This window comes from Paenarthrobacter sp. YJN-5 (assembly GCF_015040095.1).
GTDB lineage: Bacteria > Actinomycetota > Actinomycetes > Actinomycetales > Micrococcaceae > Arthrobacter > Arthrobacter ureafaciens.
The window spans coordinates 3,944,988-3,969,356 of sequence record NZ_CP053544.1; the positions used below are offsets into that span (position 1 = coordinate 3,944,988).

The window sequence follows — 24,369 nt, forward strand, 5'->3', positions numbered from 1 at the left end:
GAACTTCCCCGGGCCCCAAGCCCTGACAGGTCCAAAAAGATAACGCCGTCCTGAGGCTTCAGGGCGGCGTTATCCGTTAACTGCTTCGGCAGGTCATCCGGCCGGGGGCAAGAGGACATCGATGAGGGTCCGGAGTCCCTGGGCCATATCCACGTCCTTGTCGTAGAGCCATTGCAGCTGGAGTCCATCGAAGGCCGCCACCACCAGGCGGGAGAGCTGCCCAGGGTCCACGTCGGACCGAACCTCCCCCAGGTGCTGGCGCTGGGAAATATCAGCGCTGATGTCCCCCACCAGGGCTTCGTACCGTTGGCGGAAGTATTCGTGGGAGTCATGCCCGGGGTGGCTGGCGGTCGCCGACGCCACCGCGTACAGGGTGGTCAGCCCGGGCTCCTGGCGGTTCCGCTCTGCGATCGGGGCCATCAGGTCAAGTCCCGCTTTTTCGGAATTCCCGACGGCGGCTGCCCGGCGGTCGCGCTCGGCGAGGACCGCCGTGAGGAGCTCCTGCTTGCCCTTGAAGTAGTGGAACAGCGTTGCTTCCCGGACTCCTACGAGTTCGGCGACCCGCTTGAGCGCTGTACCTTCAAATCCTTCGGTGGCGAAGACGTCTGTGGCTGTCTGGATGATCTGTTCCCGGCGCTCGGCGCCCTTGGCGTACTGTCCGCGTGCCCTCGAAGTAGACATTGGTTCAGTCTATATTTGCGGGCTTCTGCCCTAAAAACCTAGTCACACTAGATTTCTAGCGTTACCCTTGGTGAAAGTCCTGAAAAGGCCATGCACAAGGGAGTCACCATGAATCAACCCCGCCTGATGGAAGCCCTCACCGTCGGCACCGACGATGCCGAAGCGAGGATCCGCGAGCTTGCTTCCGGGCTCAGCCTCGAACAGCAGGTCCGGCTGCTCACCGGCGCGGACATCTGGTCCACCCATTCCCTTCCCGACATCGGCCTGGGCCGGATCGTCCTGTCCGATGGTCCGGCAGGCGTCCGGGGTGAGGACTTCGACGAACGCCACGACTCCGTTTCCCTGCCCTCCCCGACAGCATTGGCCGCAACCTGGAGCGTTGACATGGCACGCCGGTACGGCCAGATCCTTGGCCAGGAAGCCCGGCGCAAGGGCGTCCATGCGGTGCTCGGCCCCACCATCAACCTCCACCGTTCACCCTTGGGCGGCCGCCACTTCGAGTGCATGAGCGAGGATCCCCGCCTCACTGCCACCATTGCGGCCGGGTACGTTGAGGGCGTCCAGTCCATGGGCGTGGGTGCGACACCCAAGCACTACCTCGCCAACGAGGCGGAAACTGACCGCTTTACCGCCGATTCAGTGGTTGAAGAGCAACCCCTTCGCGAGCTCTACCTCGCAGCGTTCGAGGACGCCATCCGGGAAGCCCGCGCCTGGCTGGTCATGAGTTCCTATAACTCGATCAACGGCACCACGGCCAGCGAAAACGACCTCCTGGAAACACCGCTCTCCACGGAGTGGGGCTTCGACGGAGTAGTGGTCTCAGACTGGACCGGAGTGCGCTCCATTGACGCCGCAAACGCGCACCAGGACCTGGAAATGCCGGGCCCCGTGGGCCACTGGGGACCCAAACTCATAGCTGCGGTCAACGATGGCCGCGTCAGCCGCGAAGCCATCCTGGAGAAGGTCACCCGCATCCTCCGGCTTGCGGCCCGCGTCGGCGTACTGGAAGGCTTCAAACCGGCAATTACCCGGCTACCGGCCGAACTGGACGGGGCCGCAGTCGCACGCGACATTGCCGTACGCGGAGCGGTACTGGTCCGCAACCGCGATGGACTGCTTCCCCTGGACGCCGGCAGCATCCGCAGCGTCGCCGTCATCGGCCACAACGCCGAAGAGGCGCGCACGCAAGGTGGCGGCAGCGCTACTGTCATGCCCAAGCACACCGTCTCGCCGCTGGAGGGGTTGCGGAAGGCACTGCCCGACGACGTCACGGTCACCTATGCGCGCGGGGCCAAGGTAGCCGAGGGCATCCAGGCCTTTTGCCGGACGGACCTGCACAATCCCGTGTCCGGAGTTGCCGGCATACGGGTGACCTTCCATGCTGCGGACGGTTCGGAGATTTCAGGTGAGGACCGGCTTGCCTCGCACCTTATCTGGTTCGGCGTCGGGATCCCGGAGGGCACAGCGAGCATCCGGATGGTCACGGACTGGACGGCACGGACGGCTGGAACCCATCACATCGGGGTGGGCACCGTGGGCAAAATCCGCCTGGCCGTGGACGGTAAAGACGTCTTCAACGGCGAATTGGAGGATCAGACCAACGTCCTCGGCGCGGCCCTGTTCGACCCGCCCTCCACGATCCATGCCATCGAAACCGCCGCCGGCCAAATGGTTCGGATCGAAGCGGAGTACCGGCTGCCCGAGGAACAGTTCATTCCACTCACGGCCATCCTGATCGGCGAGGAAACAGTGGTGGACAACCCGCAAGCCGACATCGCCGCCGCGGTGGAAGCCGCGCGCGCCTCCGACGTCGCCGTTGTGGTGGTTGGCACCAACGCAGCCATTGAGTCCGAGGGCTTTGATCGCACCGACCTTGGTCTCCCCGGATTCCAGGACGAGCTGGTGTCCGCCGTGGCCGCAGCCAATCCCCGCACCGTGGTGGTGGTCAACTCCGGATCACCCGTTCTGATGCCGTGGCTGGACAAGGTCAGTGCAGTGCTGCTCGGTTGGTTCGGCGGTCAGGAGTTCGGCCACGCGACCGCGGACATCCTTGTGGGCAGGGAGGAGCCCGGAGGACGTCTGCCCACCACGTGGCCGGCCGCGGTGGAGGACGTTCCGGTGCTCAGTACAACGCCGGTCGAGGGCAAGGTGGTGTACTCCGAGGGAATCCACGTCGGGTACCGTGCCTGGCTCAAACAGGAAGCTGCTGGTGGCGCAGCACCGGCCCGGCCGTTCGGGTTCGGCCTCGGATACACCAGCATAGAGTTCGGCACGGCCCACGCGCCGCAGTGCGTGCCTGCGGGTAAGGACGTGGTGGTCCACGTGCCGGTCCGCAACACCGGAAACCGCACGGGCCGAGAGGTGGTCCAGGTGTACCTGTCCCGCCCGGAGACAGCGGTGGAACGGCCCGTCCGTTGGCTGGCCGGCTACGCGGGAACGCACTTGGCTCCGTCCGGGACTGAAAGCGTCGAGGTGCGGATCCCGGCCAAGGCCTTCGCCCATTACGACGGCGGCTGGCAGTTCGAGCCGGGCACGTTTACCCTGTTGGTGGGTCGCCATGCCGCAGACGACTTCCAGGAGCTGGATGTTGAGCTGCGCTGAGACAGGTGAACACCCCTAACGTGTCCATTCCATGACATTAGTTACCGTGGTTTTCCCCACATGTGGCCTCTTTACGGTATGGTATGGAATTTTCATGGCATGCTGTACGTTGCATAGCCGTAACTCCCCTATCTGAAGAGGCAAATAAACAAGTGGCAGCCGATTACGACGAACTCCGCACAGACGTCAAAGAAAACCAGGAGCAGTCCCTCCAGGCACTCCAGTCCGCCAGCGCCCCCACGGCCAAGAGCGTGGTGCTGGAACTCGACGAGACCGATGGCCTCGACGCCAACGGCCCCGGCGGCGAAATCGTCGCCGAAGAACTGGTCATCCAGGTCATCCCGCAGGCAAATGACGAGTTCACCTGCAACTCGTGCTTCCTGGTCCGCCACCGCTCGCAGATCGCCCGCGAGAAAGATGGCGTGGCCTACTGCACTGACTGCGAGGGCTAGGACCTCCACAACCCGGGCGGTCTGATCGTCGTCAGGGAGTGCCGCCGTCGGGATAAATGCGGAAGGACCAGTTCACTGTGAACTGGTCCTTCCGCATTTAACTAAGCGTTTTCAGGTCCCGTACCGGTACCGTGCCCAGCGAGGCTGCGTTGCCGGCGATGGTTGATGATCCGCAACTGCAGGATGCGGGCACCTCCGGCCAACGCAACCAGCACGCCCCCTCCGACGGCCGCGATAAAGAGCGTCGTACCCAGGGCAAGCGATCCTTCCAATCCGAAGAACCTGACCGTCACCATGTCCTGGTTCTGCACGAAGAAGACGATCAGCAGCACCAGCACCACCAGGCCAACCGCCACCGCAACCCAGACGGCTGCCGTACGCGTGGGACGGGAGGAATCAGGCACCATACCCTGAGCCCTCGCGGCAGCTCCTGTGTTCGCCGGCCCCGTGTTCGCAGGCATGCTTCCTGTGTTAGCAGGGATCCTTCCGGCGTCATCTTGGAAACTCATTCACGGCCCCTCTCCCCAAACAGGACTGATCCTGTTTCCAACTCTCATCCCGTAAACACATAATAAGCATGCTGATCACTCGCGTGGAAGCGTCAGCGGTGGAGGCGCTGGAGTCCGCGGGCACCCAAGGGAAGGACCGGAGCTGAACCCCGGTCCCCGCGTCAGCCCTAAAGGCTGTAATCGGTGGTTGTTGGACCTGGATCGTTGTTCCGGACAGCATAATGATGCCCTTCGGAGTCAGTCTCCACGTCAAAATGCTTAAGGTCCTCTTCCGAGGCGAGCTCAAAGTCATCGTGCTTGTGCACCACAGGAGCGTCCGAATAGCCATGAGTGGCCGGTCCAAAAACGGACTGCAGCCGTTCGGTTACGTGCTGGAAGCCTTCCAATTTGCGTCCCATTTTCTTCCACCCCCTTTCCGCAGGAGAAAGAAAAACGGCAGGGCCGGTGCGCGCCGTTCCAGTGAGGCAATTTTACGCCCGGAGAGCCACAATGGTCAGTCCGCGAGTTGGCATTTAATCGCAATGTTCCCCGCCCGGACTGCCATCAAATGCCATCTCGCGGGGAGGGCACCGAAGGTTTAGCGCAGAGACTTGTCGTCCGGGTTGCGGGGAACCACGTAGGTGCTGCCGTCGGCCCGCCGCACGGTTTCCCATTGCTGCGTCTCTGCCTGGCGCTGGGCCAACAGCCGGCGGTTGGCCTCGGTCATCTCATGATCGATGGAGCTGCTGTGCGCGGGGCCAAAGATAACCCGCAGCCTGCCAGTTGCACGCATGAACTTCTGGGCTAATGATTCCTTGGCCACCGGCGATCGACTCCTTGTTTCAACGGATCAATACCTCCATAGTAGGCTAATAATTAGTGCACTAACTAATTGGCTGCGGGGTTGCCGACAACACGTCCGCCGGATCGAGCCACGCCCACAGCCCGGGAAGGAAGCCATGACCACAGCCAGTGGAACCGACATCAACGAGCAAGCCGACGATCTCCTTCTTGAACGCCAGCTCTGTTTCGCCCTGACCGTGGCATCCCGCAGCGTCGTGGGGGTTTACAAGCCCGTCTTGGAGCGGCTCGGGCTCACGCATCCGCAGTACCTGGTGATGCTGGCCCTGTGGGAGCGGAGTCCCCGCACCCTCAAGGACCTCAGCGATGCCCTCCTCCACGAGCCCGCCACCCTTTCACCGCTCCTCCGCCGCTTGGAGGAAGCGGACCTCGTGACGCGGGAACGCGTTCAAGGCAACGAGCGCGCCCTCGCCATCACCCTCACGGCGAAGGGCGCGGCCCTCCGTGAACAGGCGACCGCCGTTCCCGGGCAGATCCGCGAGCGCCTGCAGCTAAGCCGCGAAGAAGTGGCAGATCTGCACCAAGCCATGACGGGCCTGATCGCCGCGACACAACGTGGAGTTAAGGTCGGATAAGCGGAGTCAAGGTCGGATATATCGGGTAAACCGGATGAACAGCCCCCGCATCCCCCGGCAGGTACAACACCCCGCGTCCAAAACCGGGGGACCGCGTAAAATGGCAGCAACCAAGGAGATTCAATGCGCATGCGATTCGTTCGGTCCGCCCTCGCAGTACTGACTGTTGCCGGACTGGCCGCCTGCACCGGCGGCCCCACACCGGACGCCACTTCAAGCAGCAGCGCCACCTCAAGCAGCGCCACCTCCAGCAGCAGCCCGTCGCCGTCGTCGTCGGCTACTACAGGGGCAACGCCCACGCAGGTTCCCACTACCCTTGGCCCCGGCGATACTTCGCCCAACCCCAGCCTTCCCGCCACCACGCCTACTCCGGGCCAAGGCAACGCGGAGCTGTCCATTACCTTCCTGGCGTCTCCTGACGCTGCCCCGAAGAATTACACCCTGGTGTGCCAGGGAGGGGTCCCTGCTGCAGAGAGCAATCACCCCACCGCGGCCGCGGCCTGCGAGGTCCTGAAGAACTACCCTGCGCTCCTCAACCCCGCGCCGGTAAAGACCGACCAGGCCTGCACCATGCAGTTTGGCGGCCCGGAGACGGCCACCGTGACGGGCGCCGTTGACGGCACCGAGGTGGACGCGAAGTTCAGCCGGACCGACGGGTGCCAGATTGCCCTGTGGGACGCCGCCAGCAGCATCCTGGGTGCCAGTGGTGGTGGAGCCTAGGCTTCAGCACCTCCCCCGGGAGCAGTGGCTCGGGCTGGAGGCTGCCCATCACGCGCGCGTCGCCCGCTATGCCGACCCCTACCTCGCCCGCCGTTCCGCCGGGCAGAAGCATCCTGTGGAGGACTTCCTCTTCACGTATTACACACAGAAGCCCGGGCAACTGTTGCGCTGGCACCCCGGGGACGGCGTTGCGCTCAGCGGGGAGCGCGCACTGGAACGCGCGGACTGGAAGTTCTATCACAGGCTCGACGACGGCCAGCTCGCCGCCGTCGGACTGCCGCCCGGGACGCCTGCGGTAGCTTTCCACCGCGAGCCGTTCCTGGACCAGCGCGCGGAAGCTGTTCGCTTCGCCGGGATCATCCTCAAGGGCACCGCGATGCGGCCCGCCCAGTTCGGCTGCTTTGGGCTGCACGAGTGGGCCATGGTGTACAGGCAGGAAAAGTTCGAACTGCGCCATGAGTACCTGCAGCTCAGGCTCGGAGGGGAGGGGACGGATGCCGTGGTGGAAAAGAACCGCATCCGCTGCTCCCACTTTGACGCCTTCCGCTTTTACACGCCGGACGCTGTCCCCCTCAATGAGCTCGCTCCTACGCGGGAGAACCAGCGGGCCATGGAGCAGCCCGGCTGCCTCCACGCCAATATGGACCTCTACAAGTGGGCCTACAAGCTTGCTCCCGCGCTACCCAGCGAGCTGGTGATGGACTGTTTCGAATTGTCCTGGCGGATCCGGGCCATGGACATGCAGGCTTCGCCCTACGACCTCGAAGAATGGGGTTACCCGCCCATCAGGATTGAGACACCGGAGGGCAAAGCCGAGTACGTTGAGTACCAGCGGGCTTTCGCAGCCGAGTCGCAGAAGTTGAGGGCCCGCGTGCTTGAGTCGGTGGGTCCGTTACTGGAGGCCCTGCCGGCCAACGCTTGAAGCACCCGCCGCACCAGCGAAAGGTAACCATGGTTTCTTCCGAAAAGACCGAATACGACGTCGACCTGACCGTAACGCTGACCGAGGCACCTGGCGCGGAGCCGAGGACGTTCCGCCTCCGTTCCGCTGACGGAGTGCTCTCCCCGGACGAAGGTTCCGTGGAATCCAACTTGCCGGACGCGCGCGCGGCACTTGCCGCCGTCGAACAGTTCGGCGAGGAGGCCTTCTTCCCGGTACCGCGTCCGGACCGGATCTGCACGCAGCAGTACGGTGGACCGCAGATCGCAGTTGTGGAGGGGATGTTCCGCGGACGGCAGGTCAACAGCCAGTTCAGCCGGACCGACGGCTGCGAAATCGCCCGGTGGCGCAGCCTGGCTCCCTTGTTCGGCGGCCTCGGGGGTTCAACGGGCGCCGCCTAAGGAGCCCTACCTGTCGCAGACGGACTCAACCTCAACGGGCCGAACGCAAACGGGCTGAGGATACCTGGTTCCAGGTGTCCTCAGCCCGTTCTACGTCACGGATGTGGATGCGCGACGGGGACTAGCCCGCGTTGTTCTCCTGCGTCGGCTCGTCGCCGCGGATCTTACCGCGGTGCTTCTTGTCCTTCCCGGGATTCTCGTTGTCAGGAACAACTACTGCCCCGCCCGGGTTCACCACTACCGTGACGAAGCTGGGCTCGCTGGTACCAGCGAAGGTCAGTCGGCCGATGTAGGAGCCGGGTTCCAGCTTCTCCCAGTTGAGCGCAATGGTGCCCTTCTTGCCGTTGGCCAGCTTGATCGGGTTGGGGGTCACCGATGCGTTGCCTTCGTTTGCACCGAGGACGGCGGCATCAACGGTTGCCTTGGTGGGCTGGTTGTTGGGGCTCGCGTACAGGTTGGCGAAGATGAAGTAGTCGCCGGGTGCGGGATTGGGCACGGTGACCGATTCGCTGGCCGAAGCCGTGGCGGACGGGAGTTGCTGCCCGGAGGGTGTCAGGACCAGCATGTCGAAGTCTGCGGCCTCGTCGGAGGAGATGACCGAGAACTTGGCCAGCGAACGGTCTTCACCCACAGTCACCTTCTTGACGAAATTGGACCCGTCGCTCTCGATTCCAAAGGGGCCAGGGACCAGTTCCACGGCAGAGGAGTCAGCCTTGGACAGTCCCTCAACCGTGACGCCCACCGGAAGATCGGTACCGGAAGTGATGTTGATGGTTCCCGAGCCGTTGGGGCCCGTACCTGTGAAGGCCAGAGCCTTGTCCACGATCACCGACTGCGGGCGGACTGCGATCGGTGAGGTCACCGTGTTGTTGGCGCCCTGCCAGGAAAGCGAGCCCATGGCGAACTTGCCCAGTTCTGCGTTCTTGTTCTCGAACTTCACCTTGAACGTCCGCTTCTCACCGGCGCGGCTGAAGTTGAGGACAGACGGGGTGACCTTGACGTCGACTCCGGGAACGTTAACGGTTGCCCGGTACAGACCCGGCGTCAAGGCAGTGACGGTACGGGTGACCTCGATCTTGCCGGCGAGGTTGCCCAGCGCGAAGGACGGCACGTTCATGTCACGGGCTTGCGTGGTACCAAGGCCCGGAATGCCCAGGTCCATGCCCGTTCCCTGGACGAACTTGAGGTAGTCCTCCGTGGTGTTGTCGTAGACCAGGCCCGGGGAAAGGACCTTGGCAGGGTCCACCTGGCCGGCTCCGGTTGCGAAGACGTCCGTGTTCGGAGCGCCGTTGGCCAGTTTCACTTGGCCTGCGGTGGTCATCATGGCGGACTTGACCGCTGCCGGGGACCATGTGGGGTTCTTGGACAGGATCAGGGCTCCGAAGCCTGCCACGTGCGGGGAGGCCATGGACGTACCGGACAGGAAGCCGAAGTTGTCCCCTCCGGTTCCGATCGGGGAAACGCCGGCGAGGATGGCGACACCGGGAGCGGAAACATCCGGCTTCAGGAGGTCGGAGTCAGTAGCCAGCAGCGGGCCGCGCGAGGAGAACCCGGCAATTTGCGGCTGGGCTTCGGCCGGGAGACCCGTGGTGTCGCGGTTCAGCAGGGAGACGGTGATGGCCGGGTTGGCTGCGACCTTCTCCTTGATGGTGGCGGTAGCCGGCGGGTTGACGTGCACGGTGGGGACCGCGTGCTTGTCGGTGTCCAGCGAGGAAGCAGTCAGGTTCACAAGGATCATGCCCGCGCCGCCGGCACGCAGTACTTCGGCGCTCTTGGCGGTACGGTCAACTACGCCGCGGTCACAGACAACTACCTTCTCCGCCACCTTGGCCGGGTCCAGCGAATTCGGAGCGCAGAGGGCAGCGTCACCGTTGCCGCTGGCGGCACCGGTGGAAAGCACGACGCCGGCACCGGTCACCTCTTTGTTCATGATGCTCGCTCCGCGGAACTTGCTGCCATCGGAGAATTCCACGGTTCCCTGCAGTTCCTGCGAGAACGAGGTCGCGGCTACCGTGGTCAGCCAGGGTGCTCCGTGGTTGACGGTGCTGGGCGTCGGGCCGGAGTTGCCGACGGACGTGGCCACAAAAATGCCGGCCGAAGCGGCGGAAAGGAACGCCAGGGAAACAGGATCCGTGGTGGACGTGGCAGAGCCGGAAATGGAGTAGTTCAGTACGTCCACGCCGTCCAGGATTGCCTGCTCGATCGCATCAACGGAAGCCGATCCGTAGCAGCCGCCCGTGGAGGGGTCGGTGTCTTCCCAGCAAACCTTGTAGATGGAGAGTTTCGCGGCCGGTGCTATGCCGCTGGTGACGCCGAAGCTGCGCCCGTCAACCGTTGCCTCAACGTTGGCGTTGCCGGCTGCGGTGCTTGCTGTGTGGGTGCCGTGGCTGTCCACGTCCACGGGGGAAATGAGTTCCTCGGGGGCGCGGTTCTCCGGAGGAACGGTGTCCAGGAAAGCGTCCGCGAAGTAGTGGGTGCTGAGGACCTTGGAATTGCAGGCGCTGCCGTCGTAGTCGGCGCCTGTTCCGGTACCGGACTGGCACTCACCTACAAAGGTGTCTCCGTCGGCCTTGAGCATCGCGATCTTGCCGTCGTCGGTGCGGTAGGGAACGCCCACTTGGGGGTTGCCAACGAGGGGTCCTACAGGTTCGCCGGCGAAGAACGGGTTGGAGGGGGTGTAGCCGGTGTCGATGACGCCAACCACGGTGCCCTTCCCTGCGCTGTCCACCCCGCCGTACTGGGTTGCCCAGGTGCCATTGGGCCCGCTGAGCTTCAGGAAATCGGTGGTGGAGTAGTCAGGGGCCTGTTGCGTGTCCGGCGCCACCAGCAGGACGTCGGGGTCCTTGGCCAGGTTGATGGCCTGGTCTGCCGTGAGGTTGGCGCTGAAGCCATTGACAGCGGTGGTGAAATCGCGCTGGATCTTGACGTTTTCCTGCTTCGCGATTTCCTGTTGCTTGCGCTGCAGGTGCGACTGATACTGCTTGACCTCGGCACTGTCGGCCTTTAGCTTCTTGCCCTCTTCCGGTTTGGTAGGCGCCAAGCCGGGCGTGCCGCCGTCGTAGGTCGCAGCAGGCTTCTCCGCGAGGACCACCATGTAACGGCCGTCCTTATAGGCAGCAGGGTCAAGGTTCTTCTTGGCCACAGCCGGAACGTTTTCCGCCGATGGAGCCGCCTGGGCCGGCAACGCCATGGAAGAGAGCAGCAACGGCAGACCGACAGCCAAGGCCGCCGCCTTCCGAAGGCCCTCGCTTCTGACGAAGCTCTTTCCTTGGGATTTCACGAGTGAGTGCACCTTTCACTGGGGAGGACCGGGCGCCATCGCCTGGACCTTTCAAACGGGGGCTGGTTGCGGCATTGACAGTTCCTGTCAAAAGCGCACTACCAACCGAGTCACAGAGTACAGAGTGAGAGCGACATATGACATAAGGCACATTTTTGTGTTTTTGTCTTGTCACAATCGGGCCCGTCCTCCCCAGCATCAGGAAGCTAGATCTTCTCCCCCTTCGGCGTTACTTGGAGCCGATCGAAGGAAACCTGGCGGCCGTCCTTGTCCAGCACCACCACGTCATCCCGGCCATTCTTGACCTCGGGCGGCAGGATGAATTCCACGGTGTCCCCGGTGGTGGGGAAGATCCAGCCAGGGCGGTAGCCGGTTTTATTGAGGTACACGTAATACCACTGACCGTACTCAAGCCCGGCGAGGGACACTTTCTGTCCGGTCCGGTACTTGAAGGCCGTGCCGAGATCGAACGGCGGCGTCTGGTCCTCAAGGTCCTGAACTGCCAGTTCGGGCTCGTTGCTTGGCTGTACCGGCTGCACCTTCAGCTCCAGGGGCTGACCTTCCGCAGTTGCGGTCACTTCCTTGGACCCGTTGCGGGCCGTGGCTTCAAAAGCGGAGGCAGCCAACGATCCAGCTGCAACGTCGGCAGCGGTCAGGACGTGCTCGCGTGTTGCCGTGGCGGTGTCTCCGGCGGCAAGGAAGGGCAGCGATATCCCGGCGTCGGGCGCTTCAAGGCCCGTCAACGCTACATTGCCCGCGTTGCCCACGGTGTAGGTGAAAGTTACAGGGTCTCCGGCGCTGGCGAAGCGGTCTCCGTCCGCATCCTTCCATTCGGCCACCACTGTGGCGGACAAGGCAGCATCGCGGACCACCAGGTCCACTTCTCCCCCATTGATCCGATACGTCCTGGTGCTCTGGCCCGCTGCGCTGACCTCCCACGTGGTGTCGGGAACAAAGAAGCCCTGTTCCACTTCTTCAGCCGTCACCGTGTGACGGGGAGTCGCGCACTCATAGCTCTGGCCTGCCGGGAGGGACAGGTAGCGGCAGTTTCCGGCTCCGGCAGGAAGGAACGGGCTGAAGTTGCCGGCTGTAGGAACCACCTGCTCCACGAACGGGCTGGTGTTCTTGACCGTGAAGGCGTAAGGAACCAGCTCGCCTGCCGCGTACGGCCGCGTTGCGAGGTCGCGTCCGACGTCGGTGCGCGCACCGCTGATGTCCGCCGAAATCAGGCCATCCCGCAGGGCGACCGCCGCGCCGGTGAACTGCACCGTCTTGGTGAGTGACGGCGTCGTGGTTGAAGTGATGCTGAAGGTGGCCTCCGGAACAAAGTAGCCCCGCTCCATATCGGCGGCCGTGATGGTGTGCTTGGCCGTGGTGCAGTTGTAGCTGGCTCCGGCTGCAAGGTTGTTATAGCGGCAGTTGGGGGCCGCGGGAGGCAGGAAGCCGGAGTCGAACGTCCCGGTCAACGGTACGGAGTTGGCCGCCACATTCGCGGTGCTCTTGACGTTGAGCGTGTACCCCAACACGTCACCGGCCTGGTACGGGTTGGCCGCTACGTCACGTGCAGGTGCCGAGCCCGTGATGGTGAGGCCCACTTGCGGAGCCACGGGCGTGGTGGCGGTGAAGGTGAACTGCGAAACCCGGCCATCCGCCGTCGTGAATGCCGCGTTGAGGCTGCGCGGGCCACTGGCGACCGCCGGTGCGGTCAGCCCAACGGTCACGGTGACGGACGCACCGGGGGCGACGTCGGGCACGGGCACCGTGGTGGCAGACCACCCCGACGGCGTATAGACAGTTGCGGTCGCACCGGAAAGCGTGGTTGCTTCCTGGTTGGTGACGGTCACCGGAACCTGCTGCGTTGCGCTCGGGGCGATGTTGACTGCCGGTACTGCCAAGGGAGCGCAGACGTAGTTCAACCACGCGTCGTCGAAGGTGGCGAAGGGCATGTTGTCCGTGTAGTTGCCCTCGTAGAGGACACCGAATTTTCCGTCCGCCAGCCGTGTCACTGTCGAGTAGGCCGAGAAGCCGGAACGGATGGTGCGGACGCCCGGCCAGGTTGCGCCGTCGTCACAGGAGACCCGGGCCGAGACGTTTTCGCGGCCGGTCTTGGAGTTTGCGTTGGTGAAGATCAGTTTCTTCGCGTCTGCGGAGCCCTGTGCCGCGTTGGGGAACATGCGGGCGATTGCACCGTTGTTGGCAGGGTCCGGCAATTCCGTGTCCTGGCTGACGGGGCCGTACGTGGCTCCGCCGTCGGTGGAGACGGCCACCTTGCGGTAGCCCTGGTTGGCGTTGTCGCGGGAGTTGAGCAGGACCCGACCGTCGGAAAGCTCTACGGTCTTGTTCTCGTCCATCCGGTCCCCCACGTTGGCGCCCTTGTGCCACGTGACGCCGTGATCGTCTGAATAGACGCTGTAGGCCTGGATCTTGTTGCTTCCGTCAGCTTGCCGCACGTCGCCGGCGTACTGCTGGATGAGACGGCCCTTGTGCGGGCCGTATTTGAGCTGGATGCCTTCACCGGAGGAGGCAAAGTTGGAGCGGACGTCGCCGGCTGCCGGGTTGGTCTTGCTGGTGCCCGGCTTGGTGACATTGGTGATGAGGCGGGGCTGGCTCCATGTCACGCCGGCATCGGAGGACTCGATGACGGCGGAAGATATGACGTTTCGGTCCGCGTCGTCGTTGCCGAACTGGCTGCCGCCGAATCCCTGGTCCTTCGAGTAGACGAAGAAGGCGAAGACCTTGTTGGCTTCTTCGTCGTGAATGTAGGAGGGATCGCTGTAGCCGTATCTTGGGCCGCTGGCATCGGCGACGTGGCCTGCGGCGATCACCTGGACCGGCCCCCAGGTCTTGCCGCCGTCGGTGCTTCGGCGCTGGACGATCGAGTTCGGGTTCGGGGCGTCCGCCGCCGACCCCGGACGACCGTCCCAAGCGGCAAGGACCACGTTGTTGCCCAGATAGGTAAGAGCCGGAATCCGGTAGAAGAAGTTCGCAGCCGTGCGGTCGGCCGCGAGATTGGTTTCAGAGAAGCTGCCCGGTGGAAGCGTGGGCGAATTGGGTGGGATGGGGGCCGCTTGGGCGGGCAGGCCCAAGCCAGCCAGCAAACCGATGCTGACCGCGCAGGTCAGGACGCCGGTTGCGGCTCTTCGAGCTAGCGATGGTGCGGTGCTTTTGGATCTCAAATCCGTGTTCCTTCCTCTTTCCGCTCACGGCGGAGGTGCTGGTGGACCGTTCGCGCAGACTCATACCTCGTATTACGTGCCACGTCGAACGTCCTACAACCATAAAGTGCTGGCCGTCACATTGCTAGCGATGACGTGGAATCGGGTTTTCTGTACGCGAAGCCGCTAACGTCGAGCACAAGTCCTCGACACGGGGCTGAGTCCCTAACCCACGAGCAGTTACGGAGTTCCACCTTGAAGATCCTCGTCCCCAACACCATCGCACTGGACCTCGAAGCATCCGGCGAAGAGGTGGTGGCTTACCAGGTGGATCAGCCCGTTCCGGACGAGCACCTTGACGCCGAGGTCCTGGTGGCATGGCAGAACACCAGCGGCAACCTGGAGGACGCTGCCCGGCGGCTCAAGAACCTGCGTCTCGTCCAGACCCTGGCGGCTGGCCCCGATTCGGTGCTCGCAGCCGGGTTCGCTGACAACGTGCAGGTCACCTCAGGCCGCTCGCTCCACGACGGTCCGGTGGCGGAACACGCACTGGCATTGGTCCTGGCAGCCGTGCGCCGCTTGGACGTACTGTTCGAAGGGCAGAAGTCCTCACGCTGGGACCGGGAGTACAACGCGGCCCAGTCCGCCCCGGACACAGAACAGCTCTACACGCTCGACGGCGCCAAGGTCACCATCTGGGGGTTCGGCTCGATCGCCGGACGCCTCGCTCCCCTGCTGGCCGCGCTCGGCGCCGAGGTCACCGGCGTCGCGAACTCTGCGGGCGAGCGCTACGGCTTTCCCGTGGTCGCAACATCAGATCTCCCCAGGGTCCTGGCTACAACGGACGTGCTCATTTCCATCCTCCCGGCCACCCCCGAGACAGAAAATTCGCTGAACGAAGAGATTCTGGATGCCCTGCCGGATACAGCTGTGTTCGTAAATGTAGGACGCGGCGCCACCGTGGACGAAGACGCCCTGCTGTCCGCCCTTCGCGATGGCCGCCTCCGCGCGGCGGCAGTGGACGTCACCAAGACAGAGCCCCTGCCGGCCGGGTCGGAACTATGGTCCGCACCCAACTTGATCATCACTCCGCACGTCGCCGGGAACCGGCCCAAGGGCGGGTCAGCCCTTGTGTTGTCGAACATCGCAGCGCTCCGCGAGGGCGGTGAGCTGAAGAACGTGGTTCGCTGATTCAAACCTGCGTTGGACGCAAAAAAGAGCGGGCGCACCCGGCAAGGGCGCGCCCGCTCTTTTGACGAAGGATCACGTGTGCTCGTACGTCAGGCAGTCCGCGGAATCTGCGCCGGGTCCCACCTTCACGTCGTGTGCTTCACACATGAGGTTGTTGTTATGCACGCATTCGGAACGTTGGCAGGCCCCGACGTGGGCCAGGACCTTTGGAAGTCCGCCCATGGCGTTCGTGTCAATGAACGTGGCGCAGGAAGCGTGGTCCCGGGTGCCACCGATGGTGATGCCGAATGCCGTGCATCCGTCATGATTGAATCCGCAACTGCCAACGCTACAGGCGGATACTTCTGCAATGTGGTCCGTCATTGTTCCTCCTGGTCGGGTCTTGGTGGCCCCGGCAAGGGACCGGCGTGTAGGACCTAAACTACGCCGGAATTCAGGGGTTTAACCCGTTGCATTAGCGCATTTGTACGTTCGCTATTGCCGCGCAGCGCTACCCGTAAGCCGCCGGTGCTGCCCGACGGGCATTATTTGCCTGGCGTCCTGATCGCCCGGCTGATCCGTTCCCGCGTCTCCTTGTCCAGGGCAGTGGTGACCCGCTGGCTTCGTGCAGCTTTGTCCGCCTTGATTTTTTGGAGGACCATGCGCCCCAGCCCGGCAAAGACCGCGGCACCCACAATGCCCAACACCATCGACTTCGGTTTCTCGGCCATGCCGCCATCCTTTCGCAACCGCGATTCGAGGCATGTCTTCATGCTCTCCCCTTTTGCGTCTTCACACCCTTAGCACCTTAGTGACCCAAACTCCATAGCTCCTCCCGTCGCGGACAGGCGACGGATTCTCCATCAAGGCATTGCAGATTCATATCGACACCGATACCAATGTGCAATCGGACGTCGGACTGGCATCTGTTACATATTCATAGCGGGATCGATACCATTGTGAAATGGCACTCAGCATCTCCGAACTTGGAAAGCGCCTCGGCATTCACGAGAGCCGAGCCAGGCAACTCGTCCGCTCTGGCCGAATCCGTGGCCAGCGCGTCGGTGGCCGCTGGATCGTTGACGAGGCGGACGCGGCCCAGTATCGGCCAGGCAGGCCTGCCGGCCGGCCGCTGTCCGAACGCAGCGCATGGCAACTGATGTTGCGCTTCCGGGAAGATGTCTTAAGCCGGGACTTCTACTTTGAGGGTTTGGTACCTTCAGCCGTGGAGAGGCATCGGTTGCACGAGCGCGTCGATCGGCTACAGAATGCTGCGGATCCGCTCGGGCTACTTTCTGTCTGGCTTGTCAATCGAGCTGAGAAGTATGAATTTTCGTCGAGCCCCTCGGACATCGCCGAAATGAGAGAAGACAAACGCATCCACCTTTCGGGAATCTCCCACCCCGCGGCCGGCTTGCTGTCGAACTCGGAAGTTGAGGCATACGTACAACGTGACCGCTTTGACGACGTCGTTAGGGACTGGTTCTTGGTCGAGCCGTCTCCGCACAAGAGACCGAACGTCGTGCTCCGCGTCGCCGGGCACGTACCCGAGGTGCTTCCCCCCTTGGCCGTTGCCGCGGATCTGGCCGAAAGACCGGGGTTTCGCGAGCAGCAAGCAGCCCTCGAGATCGTCAGGAGCCTCAGTGTCCATTGAACTTCCAGCAATGCTTGTCAGACAGCAGGAAGCGTGGCGGGCGGTTTTCGATATCCATGACGCTGTACCCAAGGGATGGGTACTAGTTGGCGGGCAGGCTGTTTTTCTCCATGCGGTTGAACGTGGTGCCACTGTTGTTCGTGCAACGAAGGACGCCGACATAGCCCTGGACATACGGGCTTACCCCCGGATGCTCCACGACTTCACTGCGCATCTTCTGAAGCTCGGTTTCGAATCAGCCGGGGCATCCATGGAAGGCCACCAGCATCGCTGGACCCGGGGCGAAGCGGTGGTCGACGTTCTCATTCCGCGGCATCTGGGCGAGCGGGCAGGAAATCGGCGTGGTGCCACTGGAGGGACAACAATTGCTGCACCCGCTAGTCAGCAAGCGCTCGACCGCTCCGAGACGGTCAAAGTGCAGGCAGGCTCGGCATCGGGGCGGGTGAACCGGCCAACGCTCCTAGGCAGCCTGATCGGAAAGGCGGGAGCTTTGACGATTATTGATGATCCCGGACGGCAGCGACACATAGATGACTTCCTCACCTTGGCATCCGTCATCCGGGCCTCAGACCTGCAGGGCGTCTCCTACAGACCTGCCGAACGCGACCACTTGGCGAACATGTTGGGCCACCTTGCCAAACATCCCGAACTCATGGCGAACGTGCCGGAAGGTTCTGAAGGCTTGGGACGCTTAAGGATCTCGCTGAACTAGAAGCCTGCCTGAGCACCGCTCGACCCTCCAACGCAGGGAATTTCCACCGAAACGGCCCGGGCTCCTCGCGCAATTGCACTGAATAGGGTATGCGCGCGACTCCCGGTAGGATAGATGTGCAAGCTCGCGGAGCGCCCCCACACCGTTTCAGGACACCGTTTTCAGGACACAGTTCGAATGCGGCTGACCGGCGTGAGACGGCACCCTCCGCGGCAGCCTTATTTAAAGGTTCACCCAACTCACGCACAGGAGTTACCGGATGCCCCGGATCGTCGTTGACGTCATGCCCAAGCCCGAGATTCTGGACCCCCAGGGGAAAGCCATTGTGGGTGCACTGCCCCGCCTCGGCTTCAACAGCTTCAGCGCAGTCCGCCAGGGCAAGCGCTTCGAACTGACGGTTGACGGCGAGGTGACCGACGCTATCCTGGCCCAGGCCCGTGAAGCTGCCGAGACTCTGCTCTCCAACCCTGTCATCGAAGACGTAGTCAACGTCGAGGTCGTCGAGGCCTGACATGACTTCAATCCCCCTGATTGGCGAGGCCGTGGCTGTCGCCGCGGAACCCCGCCTGGCAGGCGCCAAGATCGGCGTCGTCACCTTCCCCGGTACTTTGGACGACCGCGACGCCGCCCGTGCAGTACGGCTTGCAGGCGGCACGGCGGTGTCGCTTTGGCACGCAGACGAAAGCCTCGGTGACGTTGACGCCGTCATCATTCCCGGCGGTTTCTCCTACGGCGACTACCTGCGCGCCGGCGCCATTTCGCGTTTCGCGCCGCTGATGTCAAAAATCATCGATGCCGCGAACTCCGATGCAAAGCTGCCTGTCCTCGGTATTTGCAATGGTTTCCAGATCCTGACCGAATCGCACCTGCTGCCCGGCTCCATGATCAAGAACGACCACCTGAAGTTCATTTGCCGCGACCAGGTGCTGCGCGTCGAAAACGCCAACACCGACTGGACCGTGGACTACCGGCAGGGCCAGGAAATCACTGTGCCGCTGAAGAACCAGGACGGCCAGTACATCGCCGACGAGAAGACCCTCGACGCCCTTGAAGCCGAGGGCCGTGTGGTCTTCCGCTACGTGGGCTTCAACCCGAACGGCTCCCGCCGTGACATCGCCGGGATCTCCAACGCCGCCGGCAACGTCGTGGGCCTCATGCCGCACCCCGAGCACGCCGTTGAGACAGGCTTCGGTCCCGAAGCACTCGATGGAGCAGCGTCCGACACCGACGGACTCGGTTTCTTCACCTCCGTACTGACCAAGATTGTGGGAGGCGACAAGTGACCACGGAAACCACCAAGAAGTTCAACATCGATACCGTTGAAAACGCCGCCAAGACCCCGGACACGGAACTCCCGTGGGCCGAACTGGGCCTGAAGCAGAACGAATTCGACGAGATCGTCAAGGTCCTTGGCCGCCGTCCCACCGGTGCCGAGCTGGCCATGTACTCGGTCATGTGGAGCGAGCACTGCTCCTACAAGTCTTCCAAGAACCACCTCCGCCAGTTCGGCGAGAAGGTCACGGAAGAAATGAAGAAGGACATGCTGGTGGGCATCGGCGAGAACGCCGGCGTGACCAACCTCGGCGACGGTTGGGCCGTGACCTTCAAGATCGAGTCCCACAACTCGCCGTCGTTCGTTGAGCCCTACCAGGGCGCAGCTACCGGCATCGGCGGCATTGTCCGCGACATCATCTCCATGGGTGCCCGCCCCGTAGCCGTGATGGATCCGCTCCGCTTCGGCGCGATCGACCACCCGGACACCGCACGCGTCATGCACGGTGCCGTTGCCGGCATCGGTGGCTACGGCAACTGCCTCGGCCTGCCGAACATCGGCGGCGAAATGGTCTTCGACTCCGTCTACCAGGGCAACCCGCTGGTGAACGCGCTGGCTGTGGGCGTCATGCGCCACGAGGACATCCGCCTGGCCAACGCCTCCGGCAAGGGCAACAAGGTTGTCCTCTTCGGCGCCCGCACCGGTGGCGACGGAATCGGTGGTGCCTCGGTGCTTGCCTCCGAGTCCTTCGACGACTCCAAGCCGTCCAAGCGCCCCGCAGTCCAGGTTGGCGACCCCTTTGCGGAGAAGGTGCTCATCGAGTGCTGCCTCGAACTCTTCAAGGGTTCCCTGGTGGAGGGCATCCAGGACCTCGGCGCCGCCGGCATCTCCTGCGCGACGTCAGAGCTCGCTTCCAACGGCGACGGCGGCATGCAGGTTGAGCTGACCTCCGTCCTGCTGCGCGACCCCACGCTGACCCCGGGCGAGATCCTCATGTCCGAGTCCCAGGAACGCATGATGGCAATCGTCACGCCGGAAAACGTGGAAGCGTTCGAGGCCGTGATGGACAAGTGGGCCGTGGAGTACTCCTGGTTGGGTGAAGTGACCGATACCGGCCGCCTCATCATCACCTGGGAAGGCGAAGTAATCGTCGACGTCGACCCCCGCACCGTTGCGCACGACGGCCCGGTCTACGACCGCCCGTTCGCCCGCCCGGAGTGGCAGGACTCGGTCCAGGCGAACGCCTTCACTGGTTCCGTTGAAGACGCCAACCGTCCGTCCGCTCCCTCGGAGCTGGCAGCGGCGGTCACCGAGCTGGTTTCCTCCCCGAACATGTGCAGCAAGTCCTGGATCACCAAGCAGTACGACCGCTATGTTGGCGGCAACACTGCCATGGCGTTCCCGGATGACGCCGGCGTGGTCCGCGTTGACGAGGAAACCGGCCTGGGCGTGGCCCTGGCTACCGACGCCAACGGCCGCTACACCTACCTGGACCCCTACAAGGGCGCACAGTTGGCACTGGCCGAGGCCTACCGCAACGTCGCCACTTCCGGTGCCGTTCCGATGGCTGTGAGCGACTGCCTGAACTTCGGCTCCCCGGAGGACCCGGACGTCATGTGGCAGCTCGCCGAAGCCATTCGCGGCCTCTCCGATGCCTGCATGGAGTTGGGCGTCCCGGTGACCGGCGGCAACGTCTCCCTGTACAACCAGACCGGCACAACGCCCATCCACCCCTCCCCCGTGGTGGCAGTCCTGGGCAAGCTCGACGACGTCGCCCGCCGTACGCCGTCGGGCTGGCGCGAGGACGGGCAGGCCATCTACCTGCTGGGCACCACCGCGGCTGAGCTGGATGGTTCCGAATGGTCCAACCTGCGCGGACACCTCGGTGGCCAGCCTCCGAAGGTTGACCTTGCAGCTGAGCGCCAGCTTGGTGAGATCCTCATCAACGCGTCCCGCGACGGCATGGTTGATGCCGCACACGACCTCTCCGAGGGTGGCCTCGCAGCCGCACTCGTGGAGTCCTCGCTGCGTTACGGCGTCGGTGCCCGCATCGCGCTGGAGGAACTCATGGAACGCGACGGTGTGGACCTCTTCACCGCACTGTTCTCCGAGTCCCAGGCACGTGCGATCGTGTCCGTTCCGCGCTCTGAGGAAGTCCGTTTCAAGGACATGTGCACGGCCCGCGGTTTCGCGCACCTCCGGATCGGCGTCGTGGACGCAGCCGGCGGAAAGCTGGAGATCAACGGCGTGGACGAGCTCTCTTTGGAGGCCCTCCGCGAAGCCCACGAAGGCACTCTGCCGAAGTACTTCGGCTAGCACGCAAAAACGCGGGACCACTCATGTGGTCCCGCGTTTTGTGTTTAAGCCGGCCAGGTTTCCTGCCGCTTCAGCTGCGCTGTGAACTCGGTCCCGGAAACCGGGCGGCCAAAGTAATAGCCCTGCCCGCTGGTGCAACCGATGCTCCGCAGCGCTTCGGCCTGTTCGGCGGTCTCTATTCCCTCCCAGATGCCGTCCAGTCCGCTGGAGCGGATCACGTTCTGGATGGCGGCGAGGAACTGCAACTGGGTGTCGTCCTTACCCAGGTCGCGGACGAACTCCCGGTCCACTTTGACGTGGTCCACCGGGAGCTTGCGGAGGTAGCCGATGGATGAGTCTCCGGTGCCGAAGTCATCTATCTCAAGGCCGACACCCAGCCGGTGGAGGCTCATCAGCGTGTAGCGGTCCAGTTCGTTGTTCTGGATGATGGCGCTTTCTGTCAGCTCCAGCACCAGTGACTCCGGCGGAAGGCCTGCCGTGGACAGGGCTTCCCGGACATCATCGACGAACTCCAGGCTCTGCAGATCCGGTGCCGATACGTTGATCCGCATGGAGAAATCGTGGTGTGCGGTGGCCGGGTCCCGCCGCCATGCGGCCAGCTGGGCCACGGAATTGCGCAGCACCCAACGGCCCAGTTCCGCAATCAAACCCGTGGCCTCGGCAACGGGAATGAATTTGTCAGGCATGATGAGTCCACGTTCGGGATGGTTCCACCGCACCAAGGCCTCGCTGCCTTGGAGCCGGCCGGTAGCCAGCTCCACAATCGGCTGGTAGAAGAGCACAAGCTGGTCCGACTCGATGGCATGTCCCAGTTCGCTGACGATCTGCCGCTCAAGTTGTCGCGCCAGGAGGGTGGCAGGATCGAACGTCCTGACCTTGTTCCGGCCCTCGGCTTTGGACTCCCCCAGGGCAAGGTCTGCTTCCATCAGCAACTCGGCAGGGGTGCGGCTGGGATCGGCAGCCCTCAACCCCATGCTCGCTGTGCAGCGCACGTTCGCGCTGCCGAGATCGATCTCGGGTTCGACCGCAGCCAGGATGCGGTTCCCCGCGGCCACGGCCCGGGCCAGCGGTGTTGCCGGCAGAAGGATCCCGAACTCGTCGCCGCCCAGGCGCGTGACGACGTCGTTCTCCTGCACTGCCGCCCTGATACGCGAGGCTATGGTCTGCAGGATAAGGTCCGCGGCGGCGTGGCCAACCGAGCTTTTGACGGCTTTGAACCCGTCCAGGTTCAGCAGCAGCAGGGCAGCCGGCGATGTTCCGTTTGACGCGGCCGCCTGGGCATCCCGCAAGGCGTCCTCGAGCACCAGCCGATTGCCGAGGCCCGTTAAAGGGTCGGTTTCCGGGTGGTCGCTCGCGGCCGTGCGGGGTTGTTTCAAGAGAGGTCCAGGTACCGCAAAGTGTCGTCAACCACGGACTTCGGCTTGGCGACCGGGTTGTTCCGTTCGTCAAGGAACAAACGGTAGGAAGCGATGTCCAGCTTCCCGTCGGGCTGCGCGGGTGTCCCGGCGCGGTAGACCTGGTGCAGCCAGGAGCGTCCGAGGATGGCTTCGACCCATGCGTCGCATTCCCCCAGGGGCAGCTGGACCCGGGTTCCCGTGGTGCGCCGGTGGCCTGCGATCGAGAGAGTGATGCAGCTTCCTTGCAGCCCCTTGTCCGCCGTGAGCCAGGCGAGTCCCTGAACATCTGCGACGATGGTCAGGTTGGCGCTTGCATCCTCTACGGAGTGGACGGGGTTCATCCGGACCGAGCGCCTCGCGGTGTTGAGGGTGGTGGGCGTGCCGGCCTGATAGGGCGGGCTGGTGATGTCCTGCCGGAATGCGGCCAGTTCCTGGTTGTGCTGGATCTGGATCTTGGTGGTCAGCTGGTTGATGGTCATGATCGTGCCTCATCCGCGATAGTTGCCGCCTCAAGGCGGTTAGCTCCGACAATTCGGTTCCTGCCCTGCGCTTTGGCGCTGTAAAGGGCTGCGTCCGCAACTTCGATCATGAAGGTGAGGTCTGCGGTAGCTGGAGTGCTGGATGTGACTCCGTAGCTGACCGTGGGGAAAGCGCCCCCTCCGGGCACTTCCATGGTGGCCATCCGTTTGCTTATTTCAAGGGCAATGTCTTCTGCCCTTTTCTGCGTGGCACCGGGGAGGAAGAGAACAAACTCTTCCCCGCCGTAGCGCCCCACCAGGTCCGTGGACCTGACGCTTTCCCGGCAGGCCTCCGCGAAGGCCTTCAGTGCTGCATCTCCCGCGCGGTGGCCGTGTTCGTCATTGACGGCTTTGAAGTGGTCCAAGTCGGCAAGGACGACGGCGACACTCGAACCATCGGCGCGCAGGCGCTTGAGCTCCGCCCCGGCCAGGTCCATGAACGTTCCCCGGTTAAGGAGCCCGGTGAGGTGGTCCCGGCTGGCCCGTTCGCGGAGCCCCCTGATCAGTTGATCGTTGCTGAGCGTCGTCATGGTGAACGAGGCGGCAACCAGCAGGACAGTGGTCACCAGGCCAAGTGGGCCTGCGCCGAAATAGCCCTGGAACGAGGAACTGTCTGGACCAAATGTCACAAAGACGATGAAGCGTGCGAGGAAGTACAACGTGGCGAACCAGGCGACCATTGACATCGCCTTGGAGATTTCCGAATGGGTGGGCTTGAAGTGCCATAGATCCCTGGCTGCCAAACCAACACCAACCGTGATCATGGCCAGATACACTGCACCACCCGACCAGATGTTGTTTGCCGGGTCCTCCAGGGCGGAAGCGACCCCCGTAACCAGGGGCCCCAAAGCGAGCAGCCAAGGGGCTGCCCTGAGGTCACGCAAGGTCCTGGCGCCTGCCCAGATGCTGAACGCACCGGCTACCACCAGCACGTTGCCCACGGGATTGGCCCACACCTGGTGCGGAGTTCCGTTCAGCAGGAAGCCGGCATTGCCGAGCATGAATTCGAAGAGGGCCAGCGCCCACCACCCCGTGTAGGGGGACCTGGTCTTGCCGTAGGAGGCTGAGAACAGCAGGAAGAGCGTGAGGGTAACGACTCCGAGGGACATCCTGGCGGAAAACGCATCGAGTATCACGGTTCGCTCCTGCCATTGGGTCCCCCGCAAATCTCCACC

Annotated in this window: 23 protein-coding genes; 12 read left to right on the forward strand and 11 right to left on the reverse strand. The window is 63.6% G+C overall.

Annotated features, from left to right (window positions below; all coding sequences use genetic code 11):
• Positions 1-93 precede the first annotated feature (93 nt).
• On the reverse strand, positions 94-681 hold the full coding sequence (locus HMI59_RS18205) for a TetR/AcrR family transcriptional regulator (RefSeq protein ID WP_166185845.1): 588 nt from the start codon (positions 679-681) through the stop codon (positions 94-96).
• Positions 682-789: 108 nt separating this feature from the next.
• Here HMI59_RS18205 and HMI59_RS18210 point away from each other — a divergent pair, with 108 nt between their 5' ends.
• Positions 790-3,282 carry a glycoside hydrolase family 3 protein gene (locus HMI59_RS18210; RefSeq protein ID WP_193592107.1) on the forward strand — a complete coding sequence of 831 codons (2,493 nt, stop codon included), beginning with the start codon at positions 790-792 and terminating at the stop codon, positions 3,280-3,282.
• A 152-nt stretch (positions 3,283-3,434) separates the two neighbouring features.
• Positions 3,435-3,734, forward strand: coding sequence for a DUF4193 domain-containing protein (locus HMI59_RS18215; RefSeq protein ID WP_018778105.1), 300 nt, complete (start codon positions 3,435-3,437; stop codon positions 3,732-3,734).
• 101 nt (positions 3,735-3,835) lie between these two features.
• On the opposite strand, the gene HMI59_RS18220 is transcribed toward HMI59_RS18215, so the two are convergent.
• The 3 genes from HMI59_RS18220 to HMI59_RS18230 all read right to left on the reverse strand — a co-directional run bounded on the left by HMI59_RS18220 (position 3,836) and on the right by HMI59_RS18230 (position 5,045).
• Entirely contained in the window at positions 3,836-4,195 is a 360-nt protein-coding gene (locus tag HMI59_RS18220; RefSeq protein ID WP_227471442.1) for a lipopolysaccharide assembly LapA domain-containing protein, read from the reverse strand.
• A gap of 215 nt (positions 4,196-4,410) precedes the next feature.
• On the reverse strand, positions 4,411-4,641 hold the full coding sequence (locus HMI59_RS18225; RefSeq protein WP_021471661.1) for a hypothetical protein: 231 nt from the start codon (positions 4,639-4,641) through the stop codon (positions 4,411-4,413).
• A gap of 179 nt (positions 4,642-4,820) precedes the next feature.
• Positions 4,821-5,045, reverse strand: a complete 225-nt coding sequence (locus HMI59_RS18230) for a hypothetical protein (RefSeq protein ID WP_193592109.1) — start codon at positions 5,043-5,045, stop codon at positions 4,821-4,823.
• 136 nt (positions 5,046-5,181) lie between these two features.
• Between HMI59_RS18230 and HMI59_RS18235 the strand changes: the two genes are divergently transcribed.
• The 4 genes from HMI59_RS18235 (at position 5,182) to HMI59_RS18250 (ending at position 7,719) form a co-directional block, all read left to right on the forward strand.
• Entirely contained in the window at positions 5,182-5,658 is a 477-nt protein-coding gene (locus HMI59_RS18235; protein WP_166185841.1) for a MarR family winged helix-turn-helix transcriptional regulator, read from the forward strand.
• Positions 5,659-5,781: 123 nt separating this feature from the next.
• Positions 5,782-6,378, forward strand: coding sequence for an SSI family serine proteinase inhibitor (locus tag HMI59_RS18240; RefSeq protein ID WP_193592110.1), 597 nt, complete (start codon positions 5,782-5,784; stop codon positions 6,376-6,378).
• Entirely contained in the window at positions 6,362-7,300 is a 939-nt protein-coding gene (locus HMI59_RS18245) for a 3-methyladenine DNA glycosylase (protein WP_370583522.1), read from the forward strand. Before HMI59_RS18240 ends, HMI59_RS18245 begins: the two co-directional genes overlap by 17 nt.
• A 29-nt stretch (positions 7,301-7,329) precedes the next feature.
• On the forward strand, positions 7,330-7,719 hold the full coding sequence (locus tag HMI59_RS18250; protein WP_166185838.1) for a serine protease inhibitor: 390 nt from the start codon (positions 7,330-7,332) through the stop codon (positions 7,717-7,719).
• 121 nt (positions 7,720-7,840) lie between these two features.
• On the opposite strand, the gene HMI59_RS18255 is transcribed toward HMI59_RS18250, so the two are convergent.
• Positions 7,841-10,909 carry a S8 family peptidase gene (locus tag HMI59_RS18255; protein WP_193593816.1) on the reverse strand — a complete coding sequence of 1,023 codons (3,069 nt, stop codon included), beginning with the start codon at positions 10,907-10,909 and terminating at the stop codon, positions 7,841-7,843.
• A gap of 296 nt (positions 10,910-11,205) precedes the next feature.
• The gene (locus HMI59_RS18260) at positions 11,206-14,175 is read right to left on the reverse strand and encodes an exo-alpha-sialidase (RefSeq protein ID WP_193592112.1); all 2,970 of its coding nucleotides are present in this window, start codon (positions 14,173-14,175) and stop codon (positions 11,206-11,208) included.
• A gap of 234 nt (positions 14,176-14,409) precedes the next feature.
• Between HMI59_RS18260 and HMI59_RS18265 the strand changes: the two genes are divergently transcribed.
• The gene (locus tag HMI59_RS18265; RefSeq protein WP_193592113.1) at positions 14,410-15,345 is read left to right on the forward strand and encodes a phosphoglycerate dehydrogenase; all 936 of its coding nucleotides are present in this window, start codon (positions 14,410-14,412) and stop codon (positions 15,343-15,345) included.
• A gap of 72 nt (positions 15,346-15,417) precedes the next feature.
• On the opposite strand, the gene HMI59_RS18270 is transcribed toward HMI59_RS18265, so the two are convergent.
• A complete protein-coding gene (locus HMI59_RS18270) occupies positions 15,418-15,708 on the reverse strand; it encodes a DUF1540 domain-containing protein (protein WP_193592114.1) in 291 nt (96 codons plus the stop codon).
• A 161-nt stretch (positions 15,709-15,869) separates the two neighbouring features.
• Positions 15,870-16,055 (reverse strand): hypothetical protein, encoded by a 186-nt coding sequence (locus HMI59_RS18275; protein ID WP_021471673.1) that lies wholly within the window; start codon positions 16,053-16,055, stop codon positions 15,870-15,872.
• Between the two features lie 233 nt (positions 16,056-16,288).
• On the opposite strand from HMI59_RS18275, the gene HMI59_RS18280 reads away from it, so the two are divergent.
• The 5 genes from HMI59_RS18280 (at position 16,289) to purL (ending at position 21,279) form a co-directional block, all read left to right on the forward strand.
• The gene (locus tag HMI59_RS18280; RefSeq protein WP_193592115.1) at positions 16,289-16,978 is read left to right on the forward strand and encodes a helix-turn-helix domain-containing protein; all 690 of its coding nucleotides are present in this window, start codon (positions 16,289-16,291) and stop codon (positions 16,976-16,978) included.
• A complete protein-coding gene (locus tag HMI59_RS18285) occupies positions 16,968-17,690 on the forward strand; it encodes a hypothetical protein (protein WP_193592116.1) in 723 nt (240 codons plus the stop codon). Before HMI59_RS18280 ends, HMI59_RS18285 begins: the two co-directional genes overlap by 11 nt.
• 259 nt (positions 17,691-17,949) lie before the next feature.
• The gene (gene purS, locus HMI59_RS18290; RefSeq protein WP_011773385.1) at positions 17,950-18,201 is read left to right on the forward strand and encodes a phosphoribosylformylglycinamidine synthase subunit PurS; all 252 of its coding nucleotides are present in this window, start codon (positions 17,950-17,952) and stop codon (positions 18,199-18,201) included.
• 1 nt (position 18,202) lies between these two features.
• Positions 18,203-18,973, forward strand: a complete 771-nt coding sequence (purQ, locus tag HMI59_RS18295) for a phosphoribosylformylglycinamidine synthase subunit PurQ (protein WP_193592117.1) — start codon at positions 18,203-18,205, stop codon at positions 18,971-18,973.
• On the forward strand, positions 18,970-21,279 hold the full coding sequence (gene purL, locus HMI59_RS18300; RefSeq protein ID WP_021471675.1) for a phosphoribosylformylglycinamidine synthase subunit PurL: 2,310 nt from the start codon (positions 18,970-18,972) through the stop codon (positions 21,277-21,279). Before purQ ends, purL begins: the two co-directional genes overlap by 4 nt.
• Positions 21,280-21,323: 44 nt before the next feature.
• Here the strand turns inward: purL and HMI59_RS18305 are convergent, their stop codons facing one another.
• The 3 genes from HMI59_RS18305 to HMI59_RS18315 are packed head-to-tail and all read right to left on the reverse strand — an operon-like array spanning position 21,324 to position 24,330.
• The gene (locus tag HMI59_RS18305; RefSeq protein ID WP_193592118.1) at positions 21,324-22,655 is read right to left on the reverse strand and encodes a bifunctional diguanylate cyclase/phosphodiesterase; all 1,332 of its coding nucleotides are present in this window, start codon (positions 22,653-22,655) and stop codon (positions 21,324-21,326) included.
• Positions 22,652-23,155, reverse strand: a complete 504-nt coding sequence (locus HMI59_RS18310; protein ID WP_193592119.1) for a hypothetical protein — start codon at positions 23,153-23,155, stop codon at positions 22,652-22,654. The genes HMI59_RS18305 and HMI59_RS18310 overlap by 4 nt, the downstream gene beginning before the upstream one ends.
• A complete protein-coding gene (locus HMI59_RS18315; protein WP_193592120.1) occupies positions 23,152-24,330 on the reverse strand; it encodes a GGDEF domain-containing protein in 1,179 nt (392 codons plus the stop codon). Before HMI59_RS18315 ends, HMI59_RS18310 begins: the two co-directional genes overlap by 4 nt.
• Between the last annotated feature and the right edge of the window lie 39 nt (positions 24,331-24,369).

Excerpts from the sequence above, each read along its gene's own strand:
- purS (WP_011773385.1), top strand. The coding sequence starts at position 17,950 with ATGCCCCGGATCGTCGTTGACGTCATGCCCAAGCCCGAGATTCTGGAC.
- HMI59_RS18210 (WP_193592107.1), top strand. The coding sequence starts at position 790 with ATGAATCAACCCCGCCTGATGGAAGCCCTCACCGTCGGCACCGACGAT.
- HMI59_RS18275 (WP_021471673.1), bottom strand. The coding sequence starts at position 16,055 with ATGGCCGAGAAACCGAAGTCGATGGTGTTGGGCATTGTGGGTGCCGCG.
- HMI59_RS18280 (WP_193592115.1), top strand. The coding sequence starts at position 16,289 with ATGGCACTCAGCATCTCCGAACTTGGAAAGCGCCTCGGCATTCACGAG.
- HMI59_RS18240 (WP_193592110.1), top strand. The coding sequence starts at position 5,782 with ATGCGCATGCGATTCGTTCGGTCCGCCCTCGCAGTACTGACTGTTGCC.
- purQ (WP_193592117.1), top strand. The coding sequence starts at position 18,203 with ATGACTTCAATCCCCCTGATTGGCGAGGCCGTGGCTGTCGCCGCGGAA.
- HMI59_RS18250 (WP_166185838.1), top strand. The coding sequence starts at position 7,330 with ATGGTTTCTTCCGAAAAGACCGAATACGACGTCGACCTGACCGTAACG.
- HMI59_RS18205 (WP_166185845.1), bottom strand. The coding sequence starts at position 681 with ATGTCTACTTCGAGGGCACGCGGACAGTACGCCAAGGGCGCCGAGCGC.
- HMI59_RS18220 (WP_227471442.1), bottom strand. The coding sequence starts at position 4,195 with ATGCCTGCGAACACGGGGCCGGCGAACACAGGAGCTGCCGCGAGGGCT.
- HMI59_RS18235 (WP_166185841.1), top strand. The coding sequence starts at position 5,182 with ATGACCACAGCCAGTGGAACCGACATCAACGAGCAAGCCGACGATCTC.
- HMI59_RS18310 (WP_193592119.1), bottom strand. The coding sequence starts at position 23,155 with ATGACCATCAACCAGCTGACCACCAAGATCCAGATCCAGCACAACCAG.
- HMI59_RS18255 (WP_193593816.1), bottom strand. The coding sequence starts at position 10,909 with ATGGCGTTGCCGGCCCAGGCGGCTCCATCGGCGGAAAACGTTCCGGCT.
- HMI59_RS18225 (WP_021471661.1), bottom strand. The coding sequence starts at position 4,641 with ATGGGACGCAAATTGGAAGGCTTCCAGCACGTAACCGAACGGCTGCAG.
- HMI59_RS18270 (WP_193592114.1), bottom strand. The coding sequence starts at position 15,708 with ATGACGGACCACATTGCAGAAGTATCCGCCTGTAGCGTTGGCAGTTGC.